A 20892-nucleotide genomic window follows, 5' to 3' on the forward strand; every position below is an offset into this window, starting at 1 on the left:
ACCGTCGTGCAAGCAGGCAGAACGGTCCAACGCTAGACTTTGACCCGAGCGGAATTCGCCTTCGGATCCGCGCTCTAGTTGCCAAGGATGCGATTCGAATCGCTGAGGAAGATGCCCTTCAGATTCATTTCCAGAGCCTGCTGATTGGGCGAGTTCTTCATGGCGACCTTCTTGCTGATCTTGCCTGCCTTGATGAGGCGCAACAGCTCCCTGTTGAAGGAACGCGAGCCATTGTCCGATGAAACGTCGAGGATGGCCCCGATCTTGTCGAACTTGCCGTCGCGTATCATGGTTCTGGCGACGCTGTCACCGATGAGAATCTCCTGCGCCGGCACGCGTCCATCCCCTTCCAGATTGGGAAGGAGCTTCTGCACGATGACCCCGCGCAGGGTTTCGGACAATTTGCGCTGCACCAACGGATGCTGCTCGGCGGGATAGTATTCGAAAAGTCGCGTTATAGCCTGCTGAGCGCTGGCCGCGTGCAGCGTGGTGAACACGAGGTGACCGGTTTCCGCCGCCGAAAGGGCCGTCTCGAAGGTTTCCTTGTCGCGCATTTCGCCGATCAGAATGATGTCGGGATTCTGACGCAGCACCGCCTTGAGAGCCTTGCCGAAACTAGGCGCGTCGATACCGACCTCGCGCTGCTGGAAGACGGACTGGGCATCGATGAAATTGAACTCGATCGGATCCTCCAGCGTCACCACATGCTTATCCATGTTGTGGTTGATCCAGTTCAGCAAGCAGGCCAGCGTGGTGGACTTGCCCGACCCCGTCGCTCCGCACAGAAAGACGATGCCATCCTTCTTCTGAGCCAGGTTCAGCAATACGTCCTGGTCGAGCGAAAGATCCTCGAAGTTCGGGATCTTGCTCTTGATGTGACGGAAAACGATGCTGACCGTCCCGCGCTGCAAAAAGGCGTTCACACGAAATCGGCCCGCCCGCTCCAGAAAGTAGGCGAAGTCGACCTGTCCTTCCATTTCCCAAGTCTCCCGATAGTTGCCTGGCACGTTCTCGTCCACGAACCCCAAGACCGTTTCGCCGTCGATTGGCGGCATTTCCACCGGTTCGAGGGCTCCATGCAAGCGCAGGTAGCCGGGCTTGTCGGACTTCACCACAATGTCCGAGGCGCCATTGTCCACTGCGAGGTAAAGTAGTTCGTCGAAAATTTCGTATGCCATTTGCGTAGGTGGGAGGGTTAGCAGAAAAGCGGATTCCCCCTTCTAAAAGGTTGACCGCCCTTATAAATCGGCTTGGAACACGATTCCTTCACTTTCGAATTATGAGCGTAACAAAGTACACCGGATCGATCACTGCCATGGCGACTCCGTTCCTCGCGAACGGGTCCTTAGCCGAAGCCGATCTCAAAAAACTGGTCGACGCTCAGATCCAGGCGGGCATCGACGCCCTCGTGCCGGTCGGCACCACTGGAGAATGCCCGACACTCAATCACGACGAGCATCAGCGGGTGGTCGAGCTGACCATCGAAACCGCCGCAGGACGCGTCCCCGTCATCGCCGGAGCTGGATCCAACTCGACCCGGGAAGCGGTCTCGTTGACCAAGTTCGCCCACAAGGCCGGCGCCGCCGCGGTGCTCCAGGTCGCTCCCTACTACAACAAGCCAAGTCAGGAAGGCCTGTTTCGCCACTTTTCCGCCATCGCGGAGGCCACCGACCGTCCTGTCGTTCTCTACTCCATCCCAGGCCGTTGCGGCATTCAGATCGAAGTGGAAACGGTGGAGCGATTGCTCTCCAAGTACCCGCACGTCAACCACATCAAGGAAGCCGGCGGCAGCGTGGAGCGCGTCGACGAGCTCAAAAAGGCCATGGGGGACGATCTTGTGGTGCTCAGCGGCGACGACAGCCTGACCCTTCCCTTCATCTGCTCCGGCGCCGAAGGCGTGATTTCGGTGGCCTCCAACGTGATCCCCGAACAGGTGGTCGCTCTGGTCAAGGCCGCCCGCTCGGGAGATCTCACCACCGCCAGCAAGCTGCACCAGAAGCTCTACCCGCTCTTCAAGAATCTTTTCATCGAGCCCAATCCAGTCCCGGTGAAGGCATGCATGAAGCAGGTCGGCCTGCTGGAAAGCAGCCGCGTACGCCTGCCGCTCTGCGAAATGACCCCAGAAAACAAGCAGCAGGTTCTTTCCATTTTCGAATCCTTGCAGTCGGAGCTTTCCGCTCAAGCGTAGCCTAAAGCCATGTCACTCAAGATTTGCATCGTCGGCTCCAAGGGCCGCATGGGTCAAGCCATCGCCGAAGCGGCGATCGAAGCCGGACACCAGGTCTCCAGCAAGGTGGATGTAGGCGACGACCTCGCCGCTGGCATCGCAGCTGCGGACGTGGTGATCGATTTCTCCTTCCACACTGTGACCAAGTCCGTATTTCGGGCCGCCGTCGAATTCGGCAAACCGGTCATCTGCGGCACTACCGGACACTCGCAGGAGGAAAAGGCCGAGCTGCTCAAGATCGCGGAAAAAACCGCCACGGTCTGGGCGGGCAACTTCTCCATCGGCGTCAATCTGCTTTGCTACCTGGTGGAAAAAGCGGCTGCCGCCCTGCCCGCCGACTACAACGCGGAAATCGTGGAAATGCACCACCGCCTGAAGAAGGACGCGCCCAGCGGCACCGCCCTCATGCTAGCCGACGCCGTGCTGGAACCGCGCGGACTGAGCTACGACGATCTGCGACACGGTCGGGAGGGCATCACCGGCGAGCGCACCCAGCGCGAAGTGGGCATGCACTCGCTGCGCGGTGGCGACGTGGTCGGAGACCATACGGTGATCTTTTCCGAAATCGGGGAACGCGTAGAGCTCACTCACAAGGCCTCCAGTCGAGCCATTTTCGCTCGCGGCGCCGTCAAGGCCGCCGAGTGGGCCGTGGGCAAGAAGCCTGGCATCTACAGCATTCGCGAAGTCCTCGGACTGGCCTGATGATCGTCACCATCGAGGGCATCCTAGAACGAGCCACGCCGCTGACCGCTATCATCAGCGCCGGCGGACTGGGCTACCTGGTCAACATCCCGGTGACCACCGCCGCAAAGCTTCCCTCGGTGGGGAAATCGGTGAAACTGCACACCCACGCCGTCTACCGCGAGGACTCGCAGTCCTTGTACGGATTCGCCAGCGAAGCGGAGCGCGATTTCTTCGCCCTTCTCATCGACAAGGTTTCCGGCGTCGGCCCTAAAGTCGGTATCAGCATGATGAGCAAGCTGGAGCTTGGCTCGCTCATTTCCGCCATCTCCAGCGGTGACGCGGTCCTGCTCGCCAAAACTCCAGGCATCGGAAAGAAAACGGCGGAACGGGTCATCATCGAGCTGAAAGACAAGCTGCTCGTCTTCGCCAAGCCCTCCGATACGGAAACCGCCTTCGAGCTCCAGTCTGGCCCCAATTCCGTCACCCTTCCTGCTCCCAAGGCGGAAGACGACGCGGTCGCCGCTCTGGTGGCCCTTGGCTACAAGCAGACCGAAGCCAGCAAATCGATCGGAAAGGCAGTACAGGCTCTCGGCCCATCCGCCACAACCGAGCAGCTCATCAAGGCTGCCCTCAGCTGACGAAGCGCTCGCGACTCGCCAACGTTGCCAAGGCCTTGCTTGGCATCAAAAAAATCGCGAAGCGAATCGAGATTGCGAGCCTCCCCTAGGGGCGACTCCGTTCCCGCAAGGTCGCCGCAGCTCGCTCGAGATCGAAACGCACGCTGCTATCCGCAACGATGCCATCTTCGCGAGCGTCGACCGCCTGCAGACCGTAGTCGTTGGCCGCTCGCTCCTGAGAGCTCACCGCCTCGTGCTCGAAGGTAGATGCCTGCACCGGCTCGCCGAACGCGAAATTCTGCTGCCACTTGTGCTCCGGCTTGCTCTTGGAGCCCACTTCGAAACGAGCGAACTCCACTCCGAGAGGTGGAGCGAAGGAGGTCGCGGTCTTTGCCTCCTGGAAGATGGATTCCAAATCGAAGGAAACCACTTCGAAGGAATCCTCCAAACGATAGCTTTTCCCATCGATCTCTTCGACCTTCATCACCTGCAGCGGTTCGGCCTGCGCCACGTTCACGCTGGTCTTGGCAGGCGGCGTTTCCGCAATCAGCGGCTCCGCCAAGGCCGGCCTTGAGACGAAGGGAGAGAGATTCTGGGCGGCCAAAGCGAGCAGTCCCACCGCCGCCGCCATCCCCCCCAGGGCGTACACTTTCTGACGCCAAGCAGGGGCTGCCTTTTCAGGATTGGAATACGCGTCACCGAGCTGAGCGCAGGCCTGATGGATCTGGCGATATTGCAGATAGATTCGATGATACTCGGGGTTGCGGCGAACCGCAGCGATCAGTTTCTCCGATTCTTCCGACGACAGTTCATCATCAAGGTAGAGATTCAGCTTTTCGATGAAGCGCTCTTTATTCATAGAAGCTCGTGACCCATCTTTTCGCGCAGGCTTTCCCGCGCTCGGGCGATCCTGCTTTTGACCGTGCCGATGCTGATTTGCAACTCGTCGGCGATTTCCTCATAGGAAAGATTCTTAACGTTTCGCAAAACCAGGGCCTCGCGATGCTTTTCGTTCAGCTCCTGCATGGCGGCAGCCACCCGGTCCTTGAACTCGTTCGTCACCGCGATGTCCTCCGGCGACTCCACTTCGGCCGGAAACACTTCAGCCAAGGTCGTGCTCGACTCGGCTGCGATCGGCTGATCGAACGAGACCGACTTGTCGCGCTTGCGGCGCCACCAATACCAGTAGCGATTCCGGGCTAAATTGGTCGCGATCTGGTAGAGCCAGGTCGAGAAGCTGGAATCGCCACGGAACTTGTCCAAGCCCCGGTGGGCGCGGATGAAAGCGTCCTGCGTGACCTCCTCTGCGTCCTGCGTATTGCGCAGGAGCTTGTGCACCATCGCGTAAATGCGATCCCAATAGCGAGAAACCATCTCTTCGAAGGCCGAATCGTCTCCGGCCTTGAAGCGCGCGATGAGCGCTTTGTCTAAGGCGACTTCTTGAGCTTTAGATGACATAGCAGTTGTTGTCGCTTTGGGACGTCCCTTTTCGACTAGAGTTCCCATTTTTCCTCCTTTTTACACACCCAGGATAAAGCCCTGTTCTCCAGCGCATTACGCCGTCAAACCTCCGCCCCTCAGCAGTCTTTTCGAGCTTATCCATAGCAGTTGTTGCGGTTTTGATCCAATTGACCCGCCTTTCGTTCAAAATAAAGTCGGGTCGCTCTCCTAATGATCTATACGCGCCGTGACCGATCTCGGTTGCTCAGATTCCAGCGTTTTAGCTGATCGCCCCTCACTACGAAGCCCGATTCTCAGGGCGGTTTCGGCTGAATCAAGCCCGAAAAGCGCGCGGAAAAATTAGGACTTGCCAATCCCCGACCGAAGGCCTGTATTCCCCCACTTTCGAAACGCCCTCCGGGCAGATGGGTCGATAGCTCAATCGGTAGAGCAGTTGCCTTTTAAGCAATTGGTTCTGGGTTCGAGTCCCAGTCGGCCTACCAAATAAACCGCTGATTATCAGCGGTTTTTTTGTATCTTTCGGTTCTCGGCCGCGAACGAGTCGGCTCTAAACTTCTGCGTCCCCCAGCTCAGTTGCACCCCTAAAACAGCCAACTCCCTGCGGACAACGAGCAATTCGGAATCGATCGTCAGTCGTGAGCCCCGTGACAAGACTGCAGGGCACGCCACGATAGCTCTTCCTGCATCTCGTTCCTGTATCGGCGAAACGCGGCAGGCTGGTTCCTTGCAAGAAGACCTAGGGTCTCCAAGCGCCAAAAGCGCGAAGCGATGCAAGGCGATTGACATAACTTGCTGAGCTTCTAACGTTTGCCCATGCATCTCTTCTCGAATGCGTCCAAGGCCCTGCTGTCTTTGCTCTCCTTGGCCTGCCTCCTCGCCACTCCCCTGGCCAGCCACGCTACAGAAGCGACGCAGACCGGTCCACACCGCGTGCTTTTCCTCAGCTCGTACAACCACGATTTTCCCGTGGTGAGCCACCAGCTCGAGGGAGTGCTGCAACTGACTCACTTCGACTATCGGGGCCGAGGCGTCTCGCTCGAGGTGCACATGATGGACACCAAGCGCTACGCGCCTGCCGGACAATTCCCTATCGCTCGGGAGCAGCTGAAAGGTCTCGTCGCGAATCACGGAGCCTACGACCTGATTATCTCCGCGGACGACAACGCCCTGCATTTCCTCAGGAAGGAAAAGGACGCCTTGTTTGGCGAAAGCACGCCCGTTGTTTTCTTCGGCGTAAACGACAAAGCCTTCGCTCGCGAAAGCGTCTTGGAGCCGGAGTACACCGGCATCATCGAAAAGGAGCCAATCCGAGAAACCGTCGAGTCCGCGTTTTCGCTGCTGCCACAGCTGCGCACGCTCTGGGTTCTGGTCGATACCACCACCACGGCTCTCGGCGAAAAGGCCGCTTTTCTGGAGGAAGTGCCAGCAGGGCTTCTTGATCGCTGCACGCTTCTCGATCTCGGGCGACTATCCTACGAAGAGGCGGCGAAATCGCTCATCGCTTTGGGCGAGAGCGATGCGGTCTACTTGATTTCCGCATACCAGGACAAGGAGGCTAGCAGGCTTAGCTTCTGGCAGTCGCTCAACTGGATAAAGACCCATACCTCAAGACCGATCTTTCTGAGCGTCGGCGGATGGGGAATCGGAGAAGGCGTCGCTGGAGGAAAAGTGACCTCCCATAGCGACATGGCGAGGCTGGCGGTTGACTACGCGCAACGCATTCTCTCGGGCGAGCCGGTATCCTCGCTTCCTCTGATCGAAAATCCCGCCAGCTACCACATGTTCGACTATCTGGAGCTCGCGAACGCCAACGCCGATCTTTCGAAGATCCCTGAAGGAGCTAGGCTGCTGAACCCGCCGAACACGTTCTGGCACCGACACTGGAGACTGATCCTTCTTTGCGCCGCCATCGTGGTCAGCCTAGCCGTATTCGCTGCAGTCATCACCCTGCTTTACTTGAACCAGAAAAAGACGCTTCGACGCCTCAAGGAGAGCGAGGAGCGCATGTCCAGCTTGTTCGCCAACAGCTACGCCCCAATGCTGATAGTGGAGACGGAAAACAAGAACATCGTCGACGCAAATCCCGCCGCGTCCGCGTTCTACGGATACAGTCGCGACGCGCTGCTCTCCAAGAACTGGTTAGATATCAGCGATACCGATTCGAACGTCTTCGACGATAACATCAGAAAGCTCCAAGAGGGCTCGAAATTCGTGATCCAGACCAAACACACCCGATCGAGCGGGGAGCGTCTGGAAGTCGAAGTCATCCTCACCCTCATCTATCGAGGTTCCCTTCCCTACCTCTTTGCGATCGTGCAGGACGTGACCAGCCGGAATCAAGCCCAGCGCGACCTGCTGAACTCCAAGGAAGCGTTGGAGGAGGCCAATCGAGCCAAGGAGCAGTTTCTTGCAGTCATGAGCCATGAGCTGAGAACACCCCTGAACCCTATCATGGGCTTCGCTTCCCTGCTGCTCAGCGACAATCCGGATCCCGAAGCGAGGGAAAGCCTGGAAACGATCATCCACTCCGCGGAGCGCATGCTCAAGCTCATCGACAACATTCTCAGCTTCACCAACCTGCGATCGAAGAGCGCCCGCCCCAAACCCACGCCCATCTGCATGAAAGCGCTTCTGGACGAAGCGATGCACGAATACCGGACCTACCCGAACGAAAACGCCATCCAGCTCGCGATAGAGAGTTCCGGAAACCTCGACGACTCGCTCCAGGTCTGGTCGGACCCGACGATGCTCCGGCAAATCCTCGACAATCTGGTCTCAAACGCCTGCAAATTCACGAAAAAGGGCTCCGTGCGAATCGCCTGCGCCCTCGACCAAAGTCCTGACTCCGATCGCGAGATCATCTGCGTACTCAGCGTGGAGGACAGCGGCATTGGAATCCCCAAGGATCTGCAGACCAAGATCTTCAATCCCTTCACGCAGGTCGAGCGCTGCTATACCCGAAAATTCGAGGGTGCGGGACTCGGGCTGTCCATCGCCAGCGAACTGGTCAAGAAACTGCGAGGAACCGTCACCGTGCAAAGCGAGCTGGGCAAGGGTTCGAAGTTTCAGGTCATTCTGCCCTTGGCCAAAGCGAACCAGGAAGGCAAAAACGACACCGCGAACACGCTGCCCGAGCCCCCTCGCTCCCAAGCTGTCCGATACGCGGTTCTGCTGGTGGAAGACAACGAAGACAACGCGCACTACATCAAGCGATGCCTTGAACGGGCCGGCACCCATGTCGAACATGCCGCAGACGGCGTGGATGGCTGCGCCCGAGCTCAAGAGAAACGATTCGATGCCATACTCATGGATCTCAGCATGCCGCGCATGGACGGCCTAACCGCCATGCGAAAAATCAAAAGCGAATCGCAGCAAAACAGGGATACGCCTATCTTCGTGATCACGGCCCACGCCGACAATCAGACTAAAGAGCGATGCCTCGAAAACGGAGCGGTCGAGGTGATGACCAAACCGATCGTTCCGGAACGCATCTACCAGCGGCTGGAGAATCTGTCAGAAGCAGAGCGCTTTGCCTGATCGCCTAATCGGCGTCAGCACGCTGATGACGGGCTGAGCGCTAGGGAGTGAAAACAATCGGCATTCTGACCCGACACGCCACAGGACGCCCCTCGTGCCGCGCTGGCTGCCATACCGTTTGTTGGACACATACCAAAGCCGGCGTCACGAACGCTTCGTGAGTATAGTCTATCGCCTTCTCCGCGATCGCCCATCATTCCGCTTCCAATTCATCCACAGGCTTTGGCAACAAAGGAAGCCCGTTGTCATCCTGCATCACGTGCATTCATGGGTGACGTTCTCCATATACCTCCTGAAACCCCTTAGAACACTCAATTGGAACTCTGCGTGAGCAACGGCTGGGTTTCGTCCACCTCTGACAAGCGAGCCACCAACAAAAACGACGCCCCCGTCCGAGTCCGAGGGGGGCGACGTTCGCAAGTGTTTATTTCACGTATCCGACCGTCAACTACTTAATCAAGTGCTCCGCGATCTGGATCGCATTGAGAGCCGCCCCTTTCCAGAGCTGATCGCCCACTACCCAGAACGCCAAGCCATTCTCGAACGCGCTGTCCTTGCGAATACGACCTACGCCACAGTTCACCTTGCCAGCGTAGTCCAGCGGCATCGGATAGACCTTGTTTGCCGGGTCGTCCACCACGTCCACGCCTGGGAAGGCTGCGATGGCCTTGCGAGCCTCTTCCACCGATACCGGGCGCTCGAATTCCGCGTTGATGGAAATGGAGTGCGAACGCATCACAGGGACGCGAACGCAGGTGCAAGAGACCTTCAACTCGGGCAGACTCATGATCTTTCGCCCCTCGTTGAGCATCTTCATCTCTTCCTTGGTGTATCCATCTTCCAAGAACGCGTCGACGTGCGGGAGAGCGTTGAAGGCGATCTGATAAGGATAAACGCTGTGCGTCACTTCCTCGCCCTTAGCCCACGCCTTGAGCTGGTCTTCGAGTTCCTGCATCGCCTCCGCGCCGGTGCCGCTCACCGCTTGATAGGTGGAGGCGAACATACGCTTCAAGCCGAACGCCTTGTGCAGCGGGTAAGCGCCCATCAAAGAGATCGCAGTCGAGCAATTCGGATTGGCGATGATGCCTTTATGCGACTTGGCAGCCTCGCCATTGATTTCGGGCACCACTAGAGGAACGTCCGGATCCATACGGAACGCCGAGCTGTTGTCGATCGCTACCGCGCCCGCCTTGGCGGCCGCAGGGCAAAGGGCCTTCGAGACCGTGCCGCTGGCGCTGAAAAGCACGAAGTCGAGTCCTTCGAAACAGGTTTCCGTGGCTTCTTCGATGGTAATGGTTTGCCCAAGCGCCTCGACCTGCTTTCCTGCAGATCTGGCAGAGGCAAATAGCTTCAGCTCCGACAGAGGAAATTCCCTGTCGCCCAGAAGCTTGATAAATTCCTGCCCGACCGCTCCGGTCGCGCCTACGATGCCAACTTTGTAACCCATTTTCTGATGTCCTCGGATTTACTGAAACCGGTCACCCATAAACTTCAAGAGCTCAATATCAAGCAAACACCGCGTCTATTGCTGGTATCGATCGAAAAGCAGCGACTATCAGTCCTGGAAAACGATCAAACCGCCCGCGAGTACGCGGTCTCCACCAGCAGGAACCCTCCTTCCTGCATCGAAAACTCCTTCGGCACTCCGACCGGTCTGCATCGCATCGCCCGCAAGATCGGCGACGGTTCGCCCATCGGCACTGTTTTCAAAGGCCGCATCGATATCGGAAAACGCTACTGGGAACTCGACGCTGAGGAACAACGGAAAAACCTCATCACCAGCCGCATCCTCTGGCTGGAAGGCCTGGAACCGGGACACAACCAAGGCCCTGGCCGCGACACCTTTCAGCGCTACGTCTATTTCCACGGCACCAACCACGAAGACAAGATCGGCCAACCCGCCAGCGCTGGCTGCGTGCAATTGCGCAACGAAGAGATGATCGAGCTCTTCGACTCCGTTTCCGAAGGCGATCTCGTCTACATCCAGTAGCCAAGGTGGGGCTCGACCTCCGGGCGAGCCGATGGGTCGCTATAAAAAAAGCAACTCACGCAAACAGCGAATTGCCTCCATCCGATCGCTCTCCAGCCTTTTCGCCATGAAGCCTCTATTTATGGTCCGACTGCTTTCCTGCCTCCTCGTCCTCGCCTGCGCGATCTGTAACACAAAAGCCGATACAGACATCGAAGTCTTCGCCCCAGCCGCTCAAGCCGTACAAGCGTCGAGCTATCCGGGAGTCGTTTTCATATTCGACGAAGCCAACCAACGTAGCCTCGCCAGCAACCCGCTGCTTATCGACGACGCTCGCCTTCCAGCCTCCACCTTCAAGATCTTCAGTTCGCTCGCCGCTCTGCAGACCGGAGTCATCGAAGGACCGGACTCCATCATCGAATGGGATGGCGTCCCCCGCGAGCGTACCGAGCTCAATCGCGATCTCACCTTCCGCGAGGCCTTCGCCCTCTCAGCCGTTCCCCATTTTCAACAGCTCGTGCGCCAGATCGGAACCAAACCCATGCAGTCTCTCATCGACGCCGCCCAGTACGGAAACCAAACCATCAGCGGACGTCCCGACCACTTTTGGCTCAGCGGCGATCTCCGTATCAGTCCGCGCCAGCAAATCGATTTCCTCACCCGTCTCTACCACGACCAGCTTCCCTCCAAACCCGCCCACATGGCAATGGTCAGAGACATGATGCTCACCGAGTCCGGCGACGGTTTTCAAATCCACGCCAAGACCGGCCTCACCAAAAGCGACGACGAGCTCTACGTCGGCTGGTGGGTTGGCTGGAAACAAGCCGACAGCGGCCCGATCTTCTTCGCCACCATGCTCTTCTCGCCAGAAGCCAATAGCGCCTTCTTCGAAGCTCGTAAAACCGTTACCCGCCGAACCCTCGACGCCCTCTAAGCAGCTGCGTCACCTCCACCGAGGCAATCGGAGCCTTGGAACAATAGAACGCCCCCAAACACGGGCTTCCCGTCCCCGCGTGCGCCCAACGGCAGATCGCTCCCCGCGGCCCGAATTTACCATCGACCTATTCGATTAAGTTTCCTTATAAAACTCATAAGCATCAGAATCCAACAGGGTTCTCGCTACGTAAAAACTAAGAGAACTCACCTACCTTATCTAACATGCAGCTAGAAGCGACCTGCATCCCGCATCGTTCGATGCTATCTCGGGCCCTCTTGTTGGGGCTCACCCTCCAGCTCGCCTCGCCTCGCTCGGCCCGCGCGGAGGACAGGCTGGAGTACAAGTGGCAGGACTACGCGGAAGACGACGGCCGCATCCGCGTCAAATCCCACTACCTCTTCGCTCAGAAGGAGATAAACACTTTCACCACTGCTCGCTTTCAAGGCGTGGTGGACGCCATTGCGGGAGCGACGCCCACTGGCGTTCCTGCCGACGAAGACTCGGGAGAGCTTCCGCTCTCCGACCTGGTGGAGGAACGCGAGGCTGGCGCCTTCAGTCTCGAGTACCGGCCCGGCGAAACGATTCTCGGCTTCGAGTACGCTCGCAGCGACGAGGACGACTACCTCTCGAACAGCTACACGATTCGCTATTCGCGGTACCTAAACAAACGAAACACCACCCTGCGCACCGCGTATTCGTTTATCGACGACGACATCACCCCTCCCGCAATCGATCCGCAGAAGAAGGAGTCCCACGAGTTTCTCTTCGGAATCGCCCAGCTGCTCGATCCGAAAACCACTCTCAGCATCGATCTAACCTACAGCGACATCGACGGGTATCTCACCGACCCATACAAGCAGGTTCTCAAGGACATCGAGATCGTGAACGGGCTCACGCTTCCGCTCATCTTCGCTGAGCGAAGGCCCGAAAAACGCGAGCGATACATTTTTCAGACCAATGCCAAGCGGTATTTCGACACTCTCGATGCCAGCCTCGACGCGACGTATCGATTCTTTGACGACAACTGGGACATAGAAAGCCACACCCTCGACCTCGCCTGGTACCAGAAGCTTGGGGAGAAATGGACCCTACGGCCGCATTTGCGATACTACCGCCAATCCGCCGCCGAATTTTACAGTCCCGACCTGAACCAGACCGACATCATTCCGGAAAGCTCCCCCGGCCCTGACACGCCCTTCTACTCTTCCGACTATCGGCTCTCGTCGCTCTCCTCTCTCACCTACGGCCTCAAGGCCATCTACCAGCTAAGCGAATGGGCGACGCTCGACCTCAACTTCGAGCGTTACGACATGTCAGGCGAAGACGAACTGACCTCGCCCCAAGCCTACCCCGACGCTTCGATCTTCACCGTTGGCGTATCCATATCGAAATGACAACGACCAGCCAATCCCCCAAGCTGGCGACAGCCCGACTTCGCTACACCCCCGAGACGCAGCTCTATGACCTGTCGTTCAAGGCCATGGGCACTCTGTGCCGAATCCTCTTCCAAGCCTCCGACAACGAACACGCCAGCGTTTTCGCGCAATCCGCCTACCAGTGGGTTTCACACTTCGAGTCCAAGTATTCGCGCTTCCTTCCCCACAGTCTCATCTCTCAAATCAACGCTTCCGCTGGCCGCTCAGCCGTCGCGCTCGATCGCGAGGCAAGCCAGCTGCTCGACCTGGCAGGGGCCATCGCCAGCTCAACGAACGGATTGATCGACGCCACCAGCCTTCCGCTGATACGGCTATGGGACTATCACCTCAAAGACCGGAAACCGCCGACCGAAAGCCAGATCGAGCAAGCTCGGGAGCTGGTCGGATGGGACAAGGTAAACAAGTGGAGCGACGCCATCGAGCTCACCGTTCCCGGGATGGCCCTCGACCTTGGCGGATTCGGCAAGGAATGGGCTGTGGACCGAGTCGCCGAACTGGCGGTGGCCCATGGGATACGAAACGGCCTCGTCGATTTCGGTCGTGATATCCGCGTTTTGGGTACGCCGCCAAACCGGCCTGCCTGGCACGTGGCTATCGAAGACCCCAATACGCCACAAATTCCCTACGCTTCCCTCGCGGCCACGGACATGGCCATCGCGACTTCGAACAATTCGATTCGAAAATTCACGTATCAAGGAAAACAGTACGGCCACATCATCGATCCACGAACCGGACGACCCGCCGATACCCGAACGCGTTCTGCCACCGTCATCGCAGCGTCAGCCCTCCAGGCCGGACTGCTAGCCACACAGTCCATGATGCTCTCCCCTGAGGCGGCCTTCGAGCGGATCGAAGAGGACTTCGGGTCCGAAGGCATTCTGCTTTTGCCCAACAAGGAGATGATCACCTCCGGAGCCTACCAGACGCTCGTATTCGACCCCAATCAGACACAGCCATGACCACTCGCCCCCTCATTCTTCGTCTCTCTCTTCTCTTCGCTCTGCTCGCGGGACTCGCGGGCTGCGCCTCCGTAGAGCCTTGGGAGAAAGCCCGCTTCGCCGACTACACCATGCGCGAGGATCGCGACCCGCTCGAGGACGCCATGACTAGCCACATTCACTTCTCGCGCGAAGCCACCCATGGAGGCGGCGGGCTCGGCGGCGGCGGTTGCGGCTGCAACTGACCTTCCCCGAGCCCCCACTCGCTAACCTTCAACGGAACGCCCCATGAACAAATACGCTCCAAGCCTTTTCAAGCTCGCTTCCTGGAGAGCCAACACCGCCCTTATCGCCCTCATCACGCTGCTACAGAAAAGCCCGGTGATACAAGCGCTGACCAAGCTCGACCGTTCGGTCCTAGCCCCCTTGGCTCGCATCACGCAAAAGGCCACCGTCGCCATCGCCGGACTAGGCTCCTACCAGGCGATCAGCGGCGCCACCACTGCCGTCTACGTCACCAATCCCGAGGCCCCGGTCAGCGCTAACCGTGGCGAACCCTTCAGTCTCACGTTCTCAGTGCAGAACACCATGGCCAGAGCCTCCTCATGGTCCGTGAGCGGAGTTGTTCCAGAAGGGCTCGCGGTGAGCGGCTCCCAAGGAGAGCCGATGATCGACGGCACGTACTTCAACGCGGAGTTCGGGCTCATTTCGGGCACTCCCACCGTAGCGGGCGCCTTCACCATCTTTCTCAAGCCCTGGCGCGACGCCGAAATGTCAGGACCCACCGCGGAGGCCTACGAACTCGTCATCACAATCAATTCGGACAACAACTCGCCAATCCTCGACGCCCCGATCGAAGACCAAAGCGCGACGACCGGGCAAAGCTTCAGCCTCGACATCTCCGCCAGCTTCTCCGATCCCGACCCCAACGACGAGCTGAGCTATTCTGCCGAGCAAACAGATGGAAGCGACCTTCCAGACTGGCTCTCAATCACTCCCTCGACAGGCGTGCTCTCAGGCACGCCGAGCGCGAACGACGTCGGAGCCGTCCTCATCCGCGTCACTGCCTCCGACGGCGAGCTGAGCGCCGAGGACGAGTTTTCCCTTAGCGTGACCGAACCCATCGACCTCGTCGCAACCGATCTCGTTTTGGAACGCATTGGAAACACCCTGCTGGCCAAATGGTCCATCGTGGACGGACTGTTCTACACCCTCGAAATGACCAGCAACCCGATCGACCCTCAAAGCTGGGCCCCGCTTGAAACGGACGTTATCACCGAAAACGACCAGCAACGCGCCGAACTCGAGCTCGGCTCCCTGCCCGATTCCATCTTCTTGCGCGTCTCTACCAGCGACACCGACTAAACGGTCAAGGTAGGGCACGACCTCTAGACGAACCCTACTTTCCCACTCCGTCACGAATCCTCCGTCGCGTTCTTTGCGTTCATCGTGGTCAAAAAATCGCACGCCTTTTCCCTCGCCCCCTCGCGTCCAATTCTCATCTACTAGCGGCGTCCAAACGAAACGTCGCCCATGATTTCTCCCAACGATCGCGAAAGCGCCCAGTCCTCCGTCTTCCTGCCGGACCTGGTCGCCCGCATCTTCAAGGAGGGCGGCTGGCTGCAAAGCGCCATGGGCTTGGAGCATCGTCCCCAGCAGGAGCAGATGGCCCGCTCAGTGGCCGCGGGTATGCATCTCGACGAACCGCTGATCTTCGAAGCGGGCACTGGCGTGGGCAAGAGCCTGGCCTACCTGTTGCCGGGCATCATCCATGCCACCGAGACCCAGCGCCCCTGCGTCATCTCCTCCAACACCATCGCCCTGCAAGAGCAACTGGAGCAAAAGGACCTCAAAATCTGTCGCAACCTCTTCGGCTCAATCCCCCAGCTGGAGAAGTACGCCGAATTCAAATCCGCCGTGCTGGTGGGAAAAGGAAACTACCTCTGCCCCACCCGCCTGGCCAACGCGGTGCGCAACAAGACCGAGCTCTTCCCCACCGACGAGTTCGAGGAGCTGCAACGCATCGCCGCTTGGGCCGAGTACACCAAGACCGGTCTGCGCCAGGAGCTCAACCCGCAGCCGAGCTGGGAAGTCTGGGAACAGGTCAACGCCGAAGGCTCGGCCTGCAACCGCAAGAACTGCTCCCACGAAAGCTGCCACTACCAGCGGGCCCGGGCGGAAATCCGCAAGGCCCAGATCGTCATCGTCAACCACAGCCTGCTCTTCGCCCTCATCAACGCGGGCGGCCTGGCTCCCGGGGCCAAGGGCATCCTTTTGCCGGACGACTTTCTGGTCATCGACGAAGGCCACACCACCGCCGAGGTCGCCACCGAGCACTTCGGGGCCCGCATCAGCTCCTACGGCCTGGATCGCCAGTTGAAGATCCTCTTCAACCCGAAGCGCAAGAAGGGCATGATCTCCAAGTTCGCCTACCCGCAGCAGATCCAGGCCATCATCGACGCCCAGGAAGCCGCCCAGGAGTTCTTCGGCTACCTCATCGCCACCTATCTCGCTAAACGCCCCGTCGTCCGCATATCGGAGGAAGGCTGGTGCGAACCCACAATAATCGCTCCTCTGCGAGCCGCCGTGCAAACCATGGACTCCATTCTCTCCAAGATCGAGGACGGTCCCATGCACGACGAGCTCAAGGACCAGCGCGGACGCCTGCATAGTTATTACGCCAACATCAACCGCTTCATCGGCCTAGCCGAGGAAGACCACGTGCATTGGTTGGAAAAAAGCGGCCGCCACGGGCACATCTGTACCCTGCGCACCGCCCCCATCGACATCGCCCCCTACCTGCGCGAGGAGCTCTTCAATAAGGAGATCTCCGTCACCCTAACCAGCGCCACCTTGTCCATCGCCCGCGACATGAAGCCCTTCCAGCTCAAGGTGGGGGCTGAGCACGAGCAGGCCGAGAGCGTCGATTCGCCTTTCGATTACGAAAACCATACCCGCATCTACGTCGCCACCGACGTGCCCGCTCCCTCGCCCCAGGACGCCAGTCGCTCCGTCGAAGTCCTCACCGACTACGTCCGCTTCTGCGTATCCAAAGTTTCAGGAGGCAGCCTGGTTCTCTTCACCAGCTACGCGGTGCTGAAACAAGTCGCCGCCGCTCTCGAGACCGAATTCCAAGCCGCCGGCCGCCCCTTCTTCGCCCAAGGCCAAGGCCTCTCCCGCAGCGACATCACCGCCGCCTTCCGCGAAGCTGGAAACGGAGTGCTCTTCGGCACGGAAAGCTTCTGGACCGGCGTCGACGTGCCCGGGCCCGCCCTTTCCCAAGTCATCATCACGCGCCTCCCCTTCGACGTCCCAACCCATCCAATCACCGAAGCGAAATCTGAATACATCAAGGAACGCGGCGGCCATCCCTTTTCCGACCTCACCCTACCCGAAGCCCTAGTCCGCTTCCGTCAAGGCATCGGCCGACTCATTCGCACCAAGGACGACAAAGGCCTCATCACCGTATTGGACTCTCGGATACTCCAGAAAAGCTACGGTCGCCAATTCCTGCAAAGCCTGCCCAAGCAAAAATTCATCCGCATCAGCCAAGCCGACCGTGAAGCCCGCTTCGTCGATATAAACGAATCGCTCCCCAGCCGCCGCGACCTCGGGAACGAACCACCTATGACGAGATGAGAACCGCTCCCGAATTCCACTAATCTTCACGAATTATCCTCAAAACGATTCGAGTCGATTCGTGTCATTCGTGGGAAGAACCATTCCCACCGCGGTGCCATCATTCTTCCTCGTAATCCAGCAAATCCCCCGGCTTACACTCCAACGCCGCGCAGATCGCCTCCAGCGTCGAAAACCGCACCGCCTTCGCCTTCCCCGTTTTCAGAATCGAAAGATTCGCCAAGGTCAGCCCCACTCGCTCTGCCAGCTCCGTCAGCGACATGCCCTTCTCGCGCATTCGCTCGTCCAACTTCACACGTATCGGCATAGCTTATACAGTGAGCTCCTGTTCCTCGCGCATCCTCGTTCCCTGTCGAAACACTTCCGAAAGAACCAGCACGCACATGCCAGCGATCAGCTGAATGAAGTCCAAGGAGAGACGACCATCGAGATCGAAGCCCTTGGTTACGAAGGTCGCATCCGCGTATCCATAAACGACTAACTCGCTAATCGCTTCGGCAAAGGTCGCGATGATCAATATCAGCCCGATCCACCGAACCCGCTTGGCATTCGATTCCACAAACGGGTCCCCCGCGTACACCGTCTTCATAATCTCCCTCAACTGCTTCACAAGAGGCAGAAACAGAGCCAGAACGATCGCGGCAAAGAAAAGCGCCAAGACCATCATCCTTACTTTCACTTCCAGCGAATCGAGAGGAAAGTGAAACATCAAAACCGTTCCCTCCTCGAAGCTCACTCTTCCTTCCCTTCCGTCCTTGTCGAAGACCTTCAATCCCGAGGTATCCACATTGGAGGCAGCAGCGAAGTAGCTAATCTCTGCCGACGAGCCGTCACTCGCCAATACTTCCACCGAAATGGCCAGAAGGAACAAAATCACCAAAACAATCGCTCCCCACCAACAGAACCCGAGGACGAAATTAAGTAGCCGAAAGGAAAGAGGTCGTGCATCCATTTATCGTTTTTCGATAATAACCCCCGCCGCGTCAACAACTTTTATCGTTTCTCGATAAATTTCATCTCCCTTTCGATCTGTACCTATTCGAGAAAATTCGTGCAATTCGTGGGCGACTCATTTCCCTCGTACCACCATGAAAACCCAACGCTTCCAAGACCTCGTATCCAAGAATCCTGACAACGAGCTGTTTCGCTTCTCCCTCGCCCAGGCCCTCATCGAAGAAGATCGCCACGAGGAAGCCATCGAGCACCTCGACACCTGTATCCAGAAGAAGCCGGACTGGATGGTAGCGGAGATTCTCAAAGGCAAGAGCCTGCTCGCCCTGCAGCGTCCTACCGACGCCAAGCAAACGCTCGAACGAGCCCTGCAGCTCGCCGTAGAGCAACACCACGAGACGCCCGAAGCCGAAGTCCGCAAACTCCTCGCGGACCTCTAAAGGTGGGGCTCGACCTCCGGGCGAGCCCGTCCAACCGCATCCCACCTACTATGCTCGCCCCGGTGACGGTTTTTCGGATCTCAAGCGCCTACACCTCCCTCTGCCTTCTCCCCAAGCTTTGTGTTCTTCGTGAACTTTGTGGTTAAGCCTCTCATCCCTCCTTCTCACCTCTCCCATTACCCTTCTTTCTACCCTGCATAACGCCTAGTTCACACCGGTTCCGATCCCGTCTAGGGGAACATATCCTGCTGCCCGACGTGGCATGCAAACAGAGCTTCTAGACGAAGAACCCTCTTTCCCAGAGAACGAAGACGGGCTCCCTCGCAAACTCGACTATCTGGGCTACGCCCCTTGTCCCATCCGCAAGGAGATGCAGCGGCGCATGCATGCTTACTTTCGAGCGCATGAGGCGGAATTCGGGCAGGTCGACTGGTTTTCCCCCGATGGCTGTTTTCACGGCGGTTCCGACAATGACCCTTACGACGAAACCTGGAAAACCGGCTCGGAAGAGGAAATGCCGGGAGTGATGAGCGACGGCGGCAGCAGCGACTTCTTCACAACCATCGGCCGCCAGCGCTGGATCGATTCCGAAATCTACGGCCCTATCGAGAAACCAAGCTTCGAACTACGCCCGGAAATCGTAGAGGCCGGCATCGACGACCCGCTGGGGGCCATGAATCTCTACGCGACCTTTCCCACCGTGCTGCTAGTGGACCGCGAGAAGCTGGGCGACAAGCCCGCTCCCAAGCGCTGGCAGGACCTCGCCGATCCTATCTATCGAGGCGACATCACCCTGGCCGGACACGACGACTCCAAGCTCTCCGACAACATGTTATTCAATACTTGGATACGTTTCGGAAACGAGGGACTTGAAGCCCTGGCCCGCAATGCCAAGCAGTTCTGGTCTCCCGCCCAAATGGTGAAAGCAGCCGGAGCCCGCCATCCCGACGGCACCTCCATCTACTGCCTCAACTACTTCTTCGCCAAAGGCCGCCGGCGCTCGGAAAAGGTGGAGATCCTCTGGCCTGAGGAAGGCGCCTTCTTCCAGCCGCTGATGGTGATGGGAAAACGTGGCCGCCGTCCCGTCAGCCAGCTCCCCATCGACTATCTCTACAGCGAAGACTGGGCCCAGTACCTCGATTCGGTAGGCTTTCCCGCCGTGCGCAGCTACCCGGGGCAAAAGCCACTTCCGGGCAAGCTGAGCTGGACCGGATGGGACTTTCTGCGAAACAACGACCTGGAAGCCCTGCGCGACGAGCTCAACGCCGTATTCAAAGAAGCAAGACAGACGTCATGCAGCTGATCACTGTGGGAGGACCGCCTTCGTGCGGCAAAACCAGCGTCATCCTAAAGACGCTCAAGCACATCGTCGACGACGGCGTGCGCGTTGGCGTGGTCAAGTTCGATTGCCTCAGCACCCAGGACGCCGAAACCTTCGATGCGGCGGGCATTCCGGTGCTGACCGGGATTTCGGCGAACTTCTGCCCGGACCATTACTTCGTGACCAATATCGAGGACTGCTTCGCTTGGGGACAACGCGAGAAGCTGGATCTCATGGTCAGCGAAAGCGCCGGCCTGTGCAACCGCTGCGCCCCGCATATCAAAGGCTTTCTCTCGGTCTGCGTGCTGGACAACCTCTCGGGCGTCAATACGCCGCGAAAAGTGGGTCCCATGCTGAAGACCGCCGATATGGTAGCGGTCACCAAAGGCGACATCGTCAGCCAGGCGGAACGCGAAGTATTCGCCTTCAGGATACGTCAGGCCAATCCCAAGGCCCGCATCCAGTTCGTCAATGGCATCACCGGACAAGGCGCCTGGGAGATTAGCCGAATCTGGAAAGGCGCCCATTCCGCCGATACGCTGGAAGGCGGCCGCATGCGCTTTTCGGTACCCACCGCGGTCTGCTCCTACTGCTTCGGCGAGACCCGTATCGGCGAAGAACACCAGCAAGGCACGGTGCGCAAGATCCGTATTCCCGAATGAGCGCCCCCTGTAGGGCGGCGCGCCGAGCCGCCAATTCCAAGCACGATCCTGCAAAGCGGCGCGCCGAGCCGCC

Annotated in this window: 20 protein-coding genes and 1 tRNA gene; 15 read left to right on the top strand and 6 right to left on the bottom strand. The window is 58.6% G+C overall.

Translation table 11 applies throughout. The features are described 5' to 3' along the window. Positions 1–74 precede the first annotated feature (74 nt). On the bottom strand, positions 75–1178 hold the full coding sequence (locus tag QEH54_RS18820) for a PilT/PilU family type 4a pilus ATPase (RefSeq protein ID WP_309020255.1): 1104 nt from the start codon (positions 1176–1178) through the stop codon (positions 75–77). A gap of 101 nt (positions 1179–1279) precedes the next feature. On the opposite strand from QEH54_RS18820, the gene dapA reads away from it, so the two are divergent. Genes dapA through ruvA form a run of 3 tightly spaced genes read left to right on the top strand, consistent with a single transcriptional unit; the run spans position 1280 to position 3549 of the window. Beyond that, entirely contained in the window at positions 1280–2188 is a 909-nt protein-coding gene (dapA, locus tag QEH54_RS18825) for a 4-hydroxy-tetrahydrodipicolinate synthase (protein WP_309020256.1), read from the top strand. Between the two features lie 9 nt (positions 2189–2197). Next, positions 2198–2929 carry a 4-hydroxy-tetrahydrodipicolinate reductase gene (gene dapB / locus QEH54_RS18830; RefSeq protein ID WP_309020257.1) on the top strand — a complete coding sequence of 244 codons (732 nt, stop codon included), beginning with the start codon at positions 2198–2200 and terminating at the stop codon, positions 2927–2929. Next, positions 2929–3549: a Holliday junction branch migration protein RuvA gene (ruvA, locus tag QEH54_RS18835; protein ID WP_309020258.1), complete on the top strand. Its 621-nt coding sequence runs from the start codon at positions 2929–2931 to the stop codon at positions 3547–3549. Before dapB ends, ruvA begins: the two co-directional genes overlap by 1 nt. An 85-nt stretch (positions 3550–3634) precedes the next feature. Here ruvA and QEH54_RS18840 read toward each other — a convergent pair whose 3' ends face one another. Continuing rightward, positions 3635–4387, bottom strand: a complete 753-nt coding sequence (locus QEH54_RS18840; protein ID WP_309020259.1) for a hypothetical protein — start codon at positions 4385–4387, stop codon at positions 3635–3637. Continuing rightward, positions 4384–4986 carry a sigma-70 family RNA polymerase sigma factor gene (locus QEH54_RS18845; protein ID WP_309020260.1) on the bottom strand — a complete coding sequence of 201 codons (603 nt, stop codon included), beginning with the start codon at positions 4984–4986 and terminating at the stop codon, positions 4384–4386. The genes QEH54_RS18840 and QEH54_RS18845 overlap by 4 nt, the downstream gene beginning before the upstream one ends. Positions 4987–5395: 409 nt before the next feature. On the opposite strand from QEH54_RS18845, the gene QEH54_RS18850 reads away from it, so the two are divergent. Together QEH54_RS18850 and QEH54_RS18855 are read left to right on the top strand one after the other, a co-directional pair. Then, positions 5396–5471 (top strand) — tRNA-Lys (locus QEH54_RS18850). Between the two features lie 331 nt (positions 5472–5802). Beyond that, entirely contained in the window at positions 5803–8526 is a 2724-nt protein-coding gene (locus QEH54_RS18855) for a response regulator (protein ID WP_309020261.1), read from the top strand. A gap of 448 nt (positions 8527–8974) precedes the next feature. Here the strand turns inward: QEH54_RS18855 and QEH54_RS18860 are convergent, their stop codons facing one another. Continuing rightward, on the bottom strand, positions 8975–9973 hold the full coding sequence (locus tag QEH54_RS18860; protein ID WP_309020262.1) for an aspartate-semialdehyde dehydrogenase: 999 nt from the start codon (positions 9971–9973) through the stop codon (positions 8975–8977). Positions 9974–9979: 6 nt separating this feature from the next. On the opposite strand from QEH54_RS18860, the gene QEH54_RS18865 reads away from it, so the two are divergent. The 7 genes from QEH54_RS18865 (at position 9980) to QEH54_RS18895 (ending at position 17445) form a co-directional block, all read left to right on the top strand. Further along, the gene (locus QEH54_RS18865) at positions 9980–10516 is read left to right on the top strand and encodes a L,D-transpeptidase (RefSeq protein ID WP_309020263.1); all 537 of its coding nucleotides are present in this window, start codon (positions 9980–9982) and stop codon (positions 10514–10516) included. Between the two features lie 106 nt (positions 10517–10622). Continuing rightward, positions 10623–11429 carry a penicillin-binding transpeptidase domain-containing protein gene (locus QEH54_RS18870; RefSeq protein WP_309020264.1) on the top strand — a complete coding sequence of 269 codons (807 nt, stop codon included), beginning with the start codon at positions 10623–10625 and terminating at the stop codon, positions 11427–11429. A 224-nt stretch (positions 11430–11653) separates the two neighbouring features. Further along, positions 11654–12826 carry a DUF3570 domain-containing protein gene (locus QEH54_RS18875; protein WP_309020265.1) on the top strand — a complete coding sequence of 391 codons (1173 nt, stop codon included), beginning with the start codon at positions 11654–11656 and terminating at the stop codon, positions 12824–12826. Beyond that, positions 12823–13827, top strand: coding sequence for an FAD:protein FMN transferase (locus tag QEH54_RS18880; RefSeq protein WP_309020266.1), 1005 nt, complete (start codon positions 12823–12825; stop codon positions 13825–13827). The genes QEH54_RS18875 and QEH54_RS18880 overlap by 4 nt, the downstream gene beginning before the upstream one ends. Next, the gene (locus tag QEH54_RS18885; protein WP_309020267.1) at positions 13824–14051 is read left to right on the top strand and encodes a DUF4266 domain-containing protein; all 228 of its coding nucleotides are present in this window, start codon (positions 13824–13826) and stop codon (positions 14049–14051) included. Before QEH54_RS18880 ends, QEH54_RS18885 begins: the two co-directional genes overlap by 4 nt. A gap of 43 nt (positions 14052–14094) precedes the next feature. Next, a complete protein-coding gene (locus QEH54_RS18890; RefSeq protein ID WP_309020268.1) occupies positions 14095–15171 on the top strand; it encodes a putative Ig domain-containing protein in 1077 nt (358 codons plus the stop codon). A gap of 168 nt (positions 15172–15339) precedes the next feature. After that, complete coding sequence (locus tag QEH54_RS18895) at positions 15340–17445, top strand: helicase C-terminal domain-containing protein (protein ID WP_309020269.1); 2106 nt, start codon at positions 15340–15342, stop codon at positions 17443–17445. Between the two features lie 100 nt (positions 17446–17545). On the opposite strand, the gene QEH54_RS18900 is transcribed toward QEH54_RS18895, so the two are convergent. Beyond that, positions 17546–17752 carry a helix-turn-helix transcriptional regulator gene (locus QEH54_RS18900; protein ID WP_309020270.1) on the bottom strand — a complete coding sequence of 69 codons (207 nt, stop codon included), beginning with the start codon at positions 17750–17752 and terminating at the stop codon, positions 17546–17548. 3 nt (positions 17753–17755) lie between these two features. Continuing rightward, entirely contained in the window at positions 17756–18322 is a 567-nt protein-coding gene (locus QEH54_RS18905) for a DUF2975 domain-containing protein (protein ID WP_309020271.1), read from the bottom strand. A gap of 211 nt (positions 18323–18533) precedes the next feature. Here QEH54_RS18905 and QEH54_RS18910 point away from each other — a divergent pair, with 211 nt between their 5' ends. The 3 genes from QEH54_RS18910 to QEH54_RS18920 all read left to right on the top strand — a co-directional run bounded on the left by QEH54_RS18910 (position 18534) and on the right by QEH54_RS18920 (position 20819). After that, positions 18534–18836, top strand: a complete 303-nt coding sequence (locus QEH54_RS18910; protein WP_309020272.1) for a tetratricopeptide repeat protein — start codon at positions 18534–18536, stop codon at positions 18834–18836. Positions 18837–19098: 262 nt separating this feature from the next. Next, the gene (locus QEH54_RS18915) at positions 19099–20139 is read left to right on the top strand and encodes an ABC transporter substrate-binding protein (protein WP_309020273.1); all 1041 of its coding nucleotides are present in this window, start codon (positions 19099–19101) and stop codon (positions 20137–20139) included. Continuing rightward, the gene (locus QEH54_RS18920; RefSeq protein WP_309020274.1) at positions 20130–20819 is read left to right on the top strand and encodes a GTP-binding protein; all 690 of its coding nucleotides are present in this window, start codon (positions 20130–20132) and stop codon (positions 20817–20819) included. Before QEH54_RS18915 ends, QEH54_RS18920 begins: the two co-directional genes overlap by 10 nt. The last annotated feature ends 73 nt before the right edge of the window (positions 20820–20892 follow it).

Source organism: Pelagicoccus sp. SDUM812003, assembly GCF_031127815.1.
Classification (GTDB): domain Bacteria; phylum Verrucomicrobiota; class Verrucomicrobiia; order Opitutales; family Opitutaceae; genus Pelagicoccus.

Coding starts and splice junctions, on each gene's coding strand:
- QEH54_RS18820 (WP_309020255.1), bottom strand. CDS start 1,178: ATGGCATACGAAATTTTCGACGAACTACTTTACCTCGCAGTGGACAAT.
- dapA (WP_309020256.1), top strand. CDS start 1,280: ATGAGCGTAACAAAGTACACCGGATCGATCACTGCCATGGCGACTCCG.
- dapB (WP_309020257.1), top strand. CDS start 2,198: ATGTCACTCAAGATTTGCATCGTCGGCTCCAAGGGCCGCATGGGTCAA.
- ruvA (WP_309020258.1), top strand. CDS start 2,929: ATGATCGTCACCATCGAGGGCATCCTAGAACGAGCCACGCCGCTGACC.
- QEH54_RS18840 (WP_309020259.1), bottom strand. CDS start 4,387: ATGAATAAAGAGCGCTTCATCGAAAAGCTGAATCTCTACCTTGATGAT.
- QEH54_RS18845 (WP_309020260.1), bottom strand. CDS start 4,986: ATGTCATCTAAAGCTCAAGAAGTCGCCTTAGACAAAGCGCTCATCGCG.
- QEH54_RS18855 (WP_309020261.1), top strand. CDS start 5,803: ATGCATCTCTTCTCGAATGCGTCCAAGGCCCTGCTGTCTTTGCTCTCC.
- QEH54_RS18860 (WP_309020262.1), bottom strand. CDS start 9,973: ATGGGTTACAAAGTTGGCATCGTAGGCGCGACCGGAGCGGTCGGGCAG.
- QEH54_RS18865 (WP_309020263.1), top strand. CDS start 9,980: ATGTCCTCGGATTTACTGAAACCGGTCACCCATAAACTTCAAGAGCTC.
- QEH54_RS18870 (WP_309020264.1), top strand. CDS start 10,623: ATGAAGCCTCTATTTATGGTCCGACTGCTTTCCTGCCTCCTCGTCCTC.
- QEH54_RS18875 (WP_309020265.1), top strand. CDS start 11,654: ATGCAGCTAGAAGCGACCTGCATCCCGCATCGTTCGATGCTATCTCGG.
- QEH54_RS18880 (WP_309020266.1), top strand. CDS start 12,823: ATGACAACGACCAGCCAATCCCCCAAGCTGGCGACAGCCCGACTTCGC.
- QEH54_RS18885 (WP_309020267.1), top strand. CDS start 13,824: ATGACCACTCGCCCCCTCATTCTTCGTCTCTCTCTTCTCTTCGCTCTG.
- QEH54_RS18890 (WP_309020268.1), top strand. CDS start 14,095: ATGAACAAATACGCTCCAAGCCTTTTCAAGCTCGCTTCCTGGAGAGCC.
- QEH54_RS18895 (WP_309020269.1), top strand. CDS start 15,340: ATGATTTCTCCCAACGATCGCGAAAGCGCCCAGTCCTCCGTCTTCCTG.
- QEH54_RS18900 (WP_309020270.1), bottom strand. CDS start 17,752: ATGCCGATACGTGTGAAGTTGGACGAGCGAATGCGCGAGAAGGGCATG.
- QEH54_RS18910 (WP_309020272.1), top strand. CDS start 18,534: ATGAAAACCCAACGCTTCCAAGACCTCGTATCCAAGAATCCTGACAAC.
- QEH54_RS18915 (WP_309020273.1), top strand. CDS start 19,099: ATGCAAACAGAGCTTCTAGACGAAGAACCCTCTTTCCCAGAGAACGAA.
- QEH54_RS18920 (WP_309020274.1), top strand. CDS start 20,130: ATGCAGCTGATCACTGTGGGAGGACCGCCTTCGTGCGGCAAAACCAGC.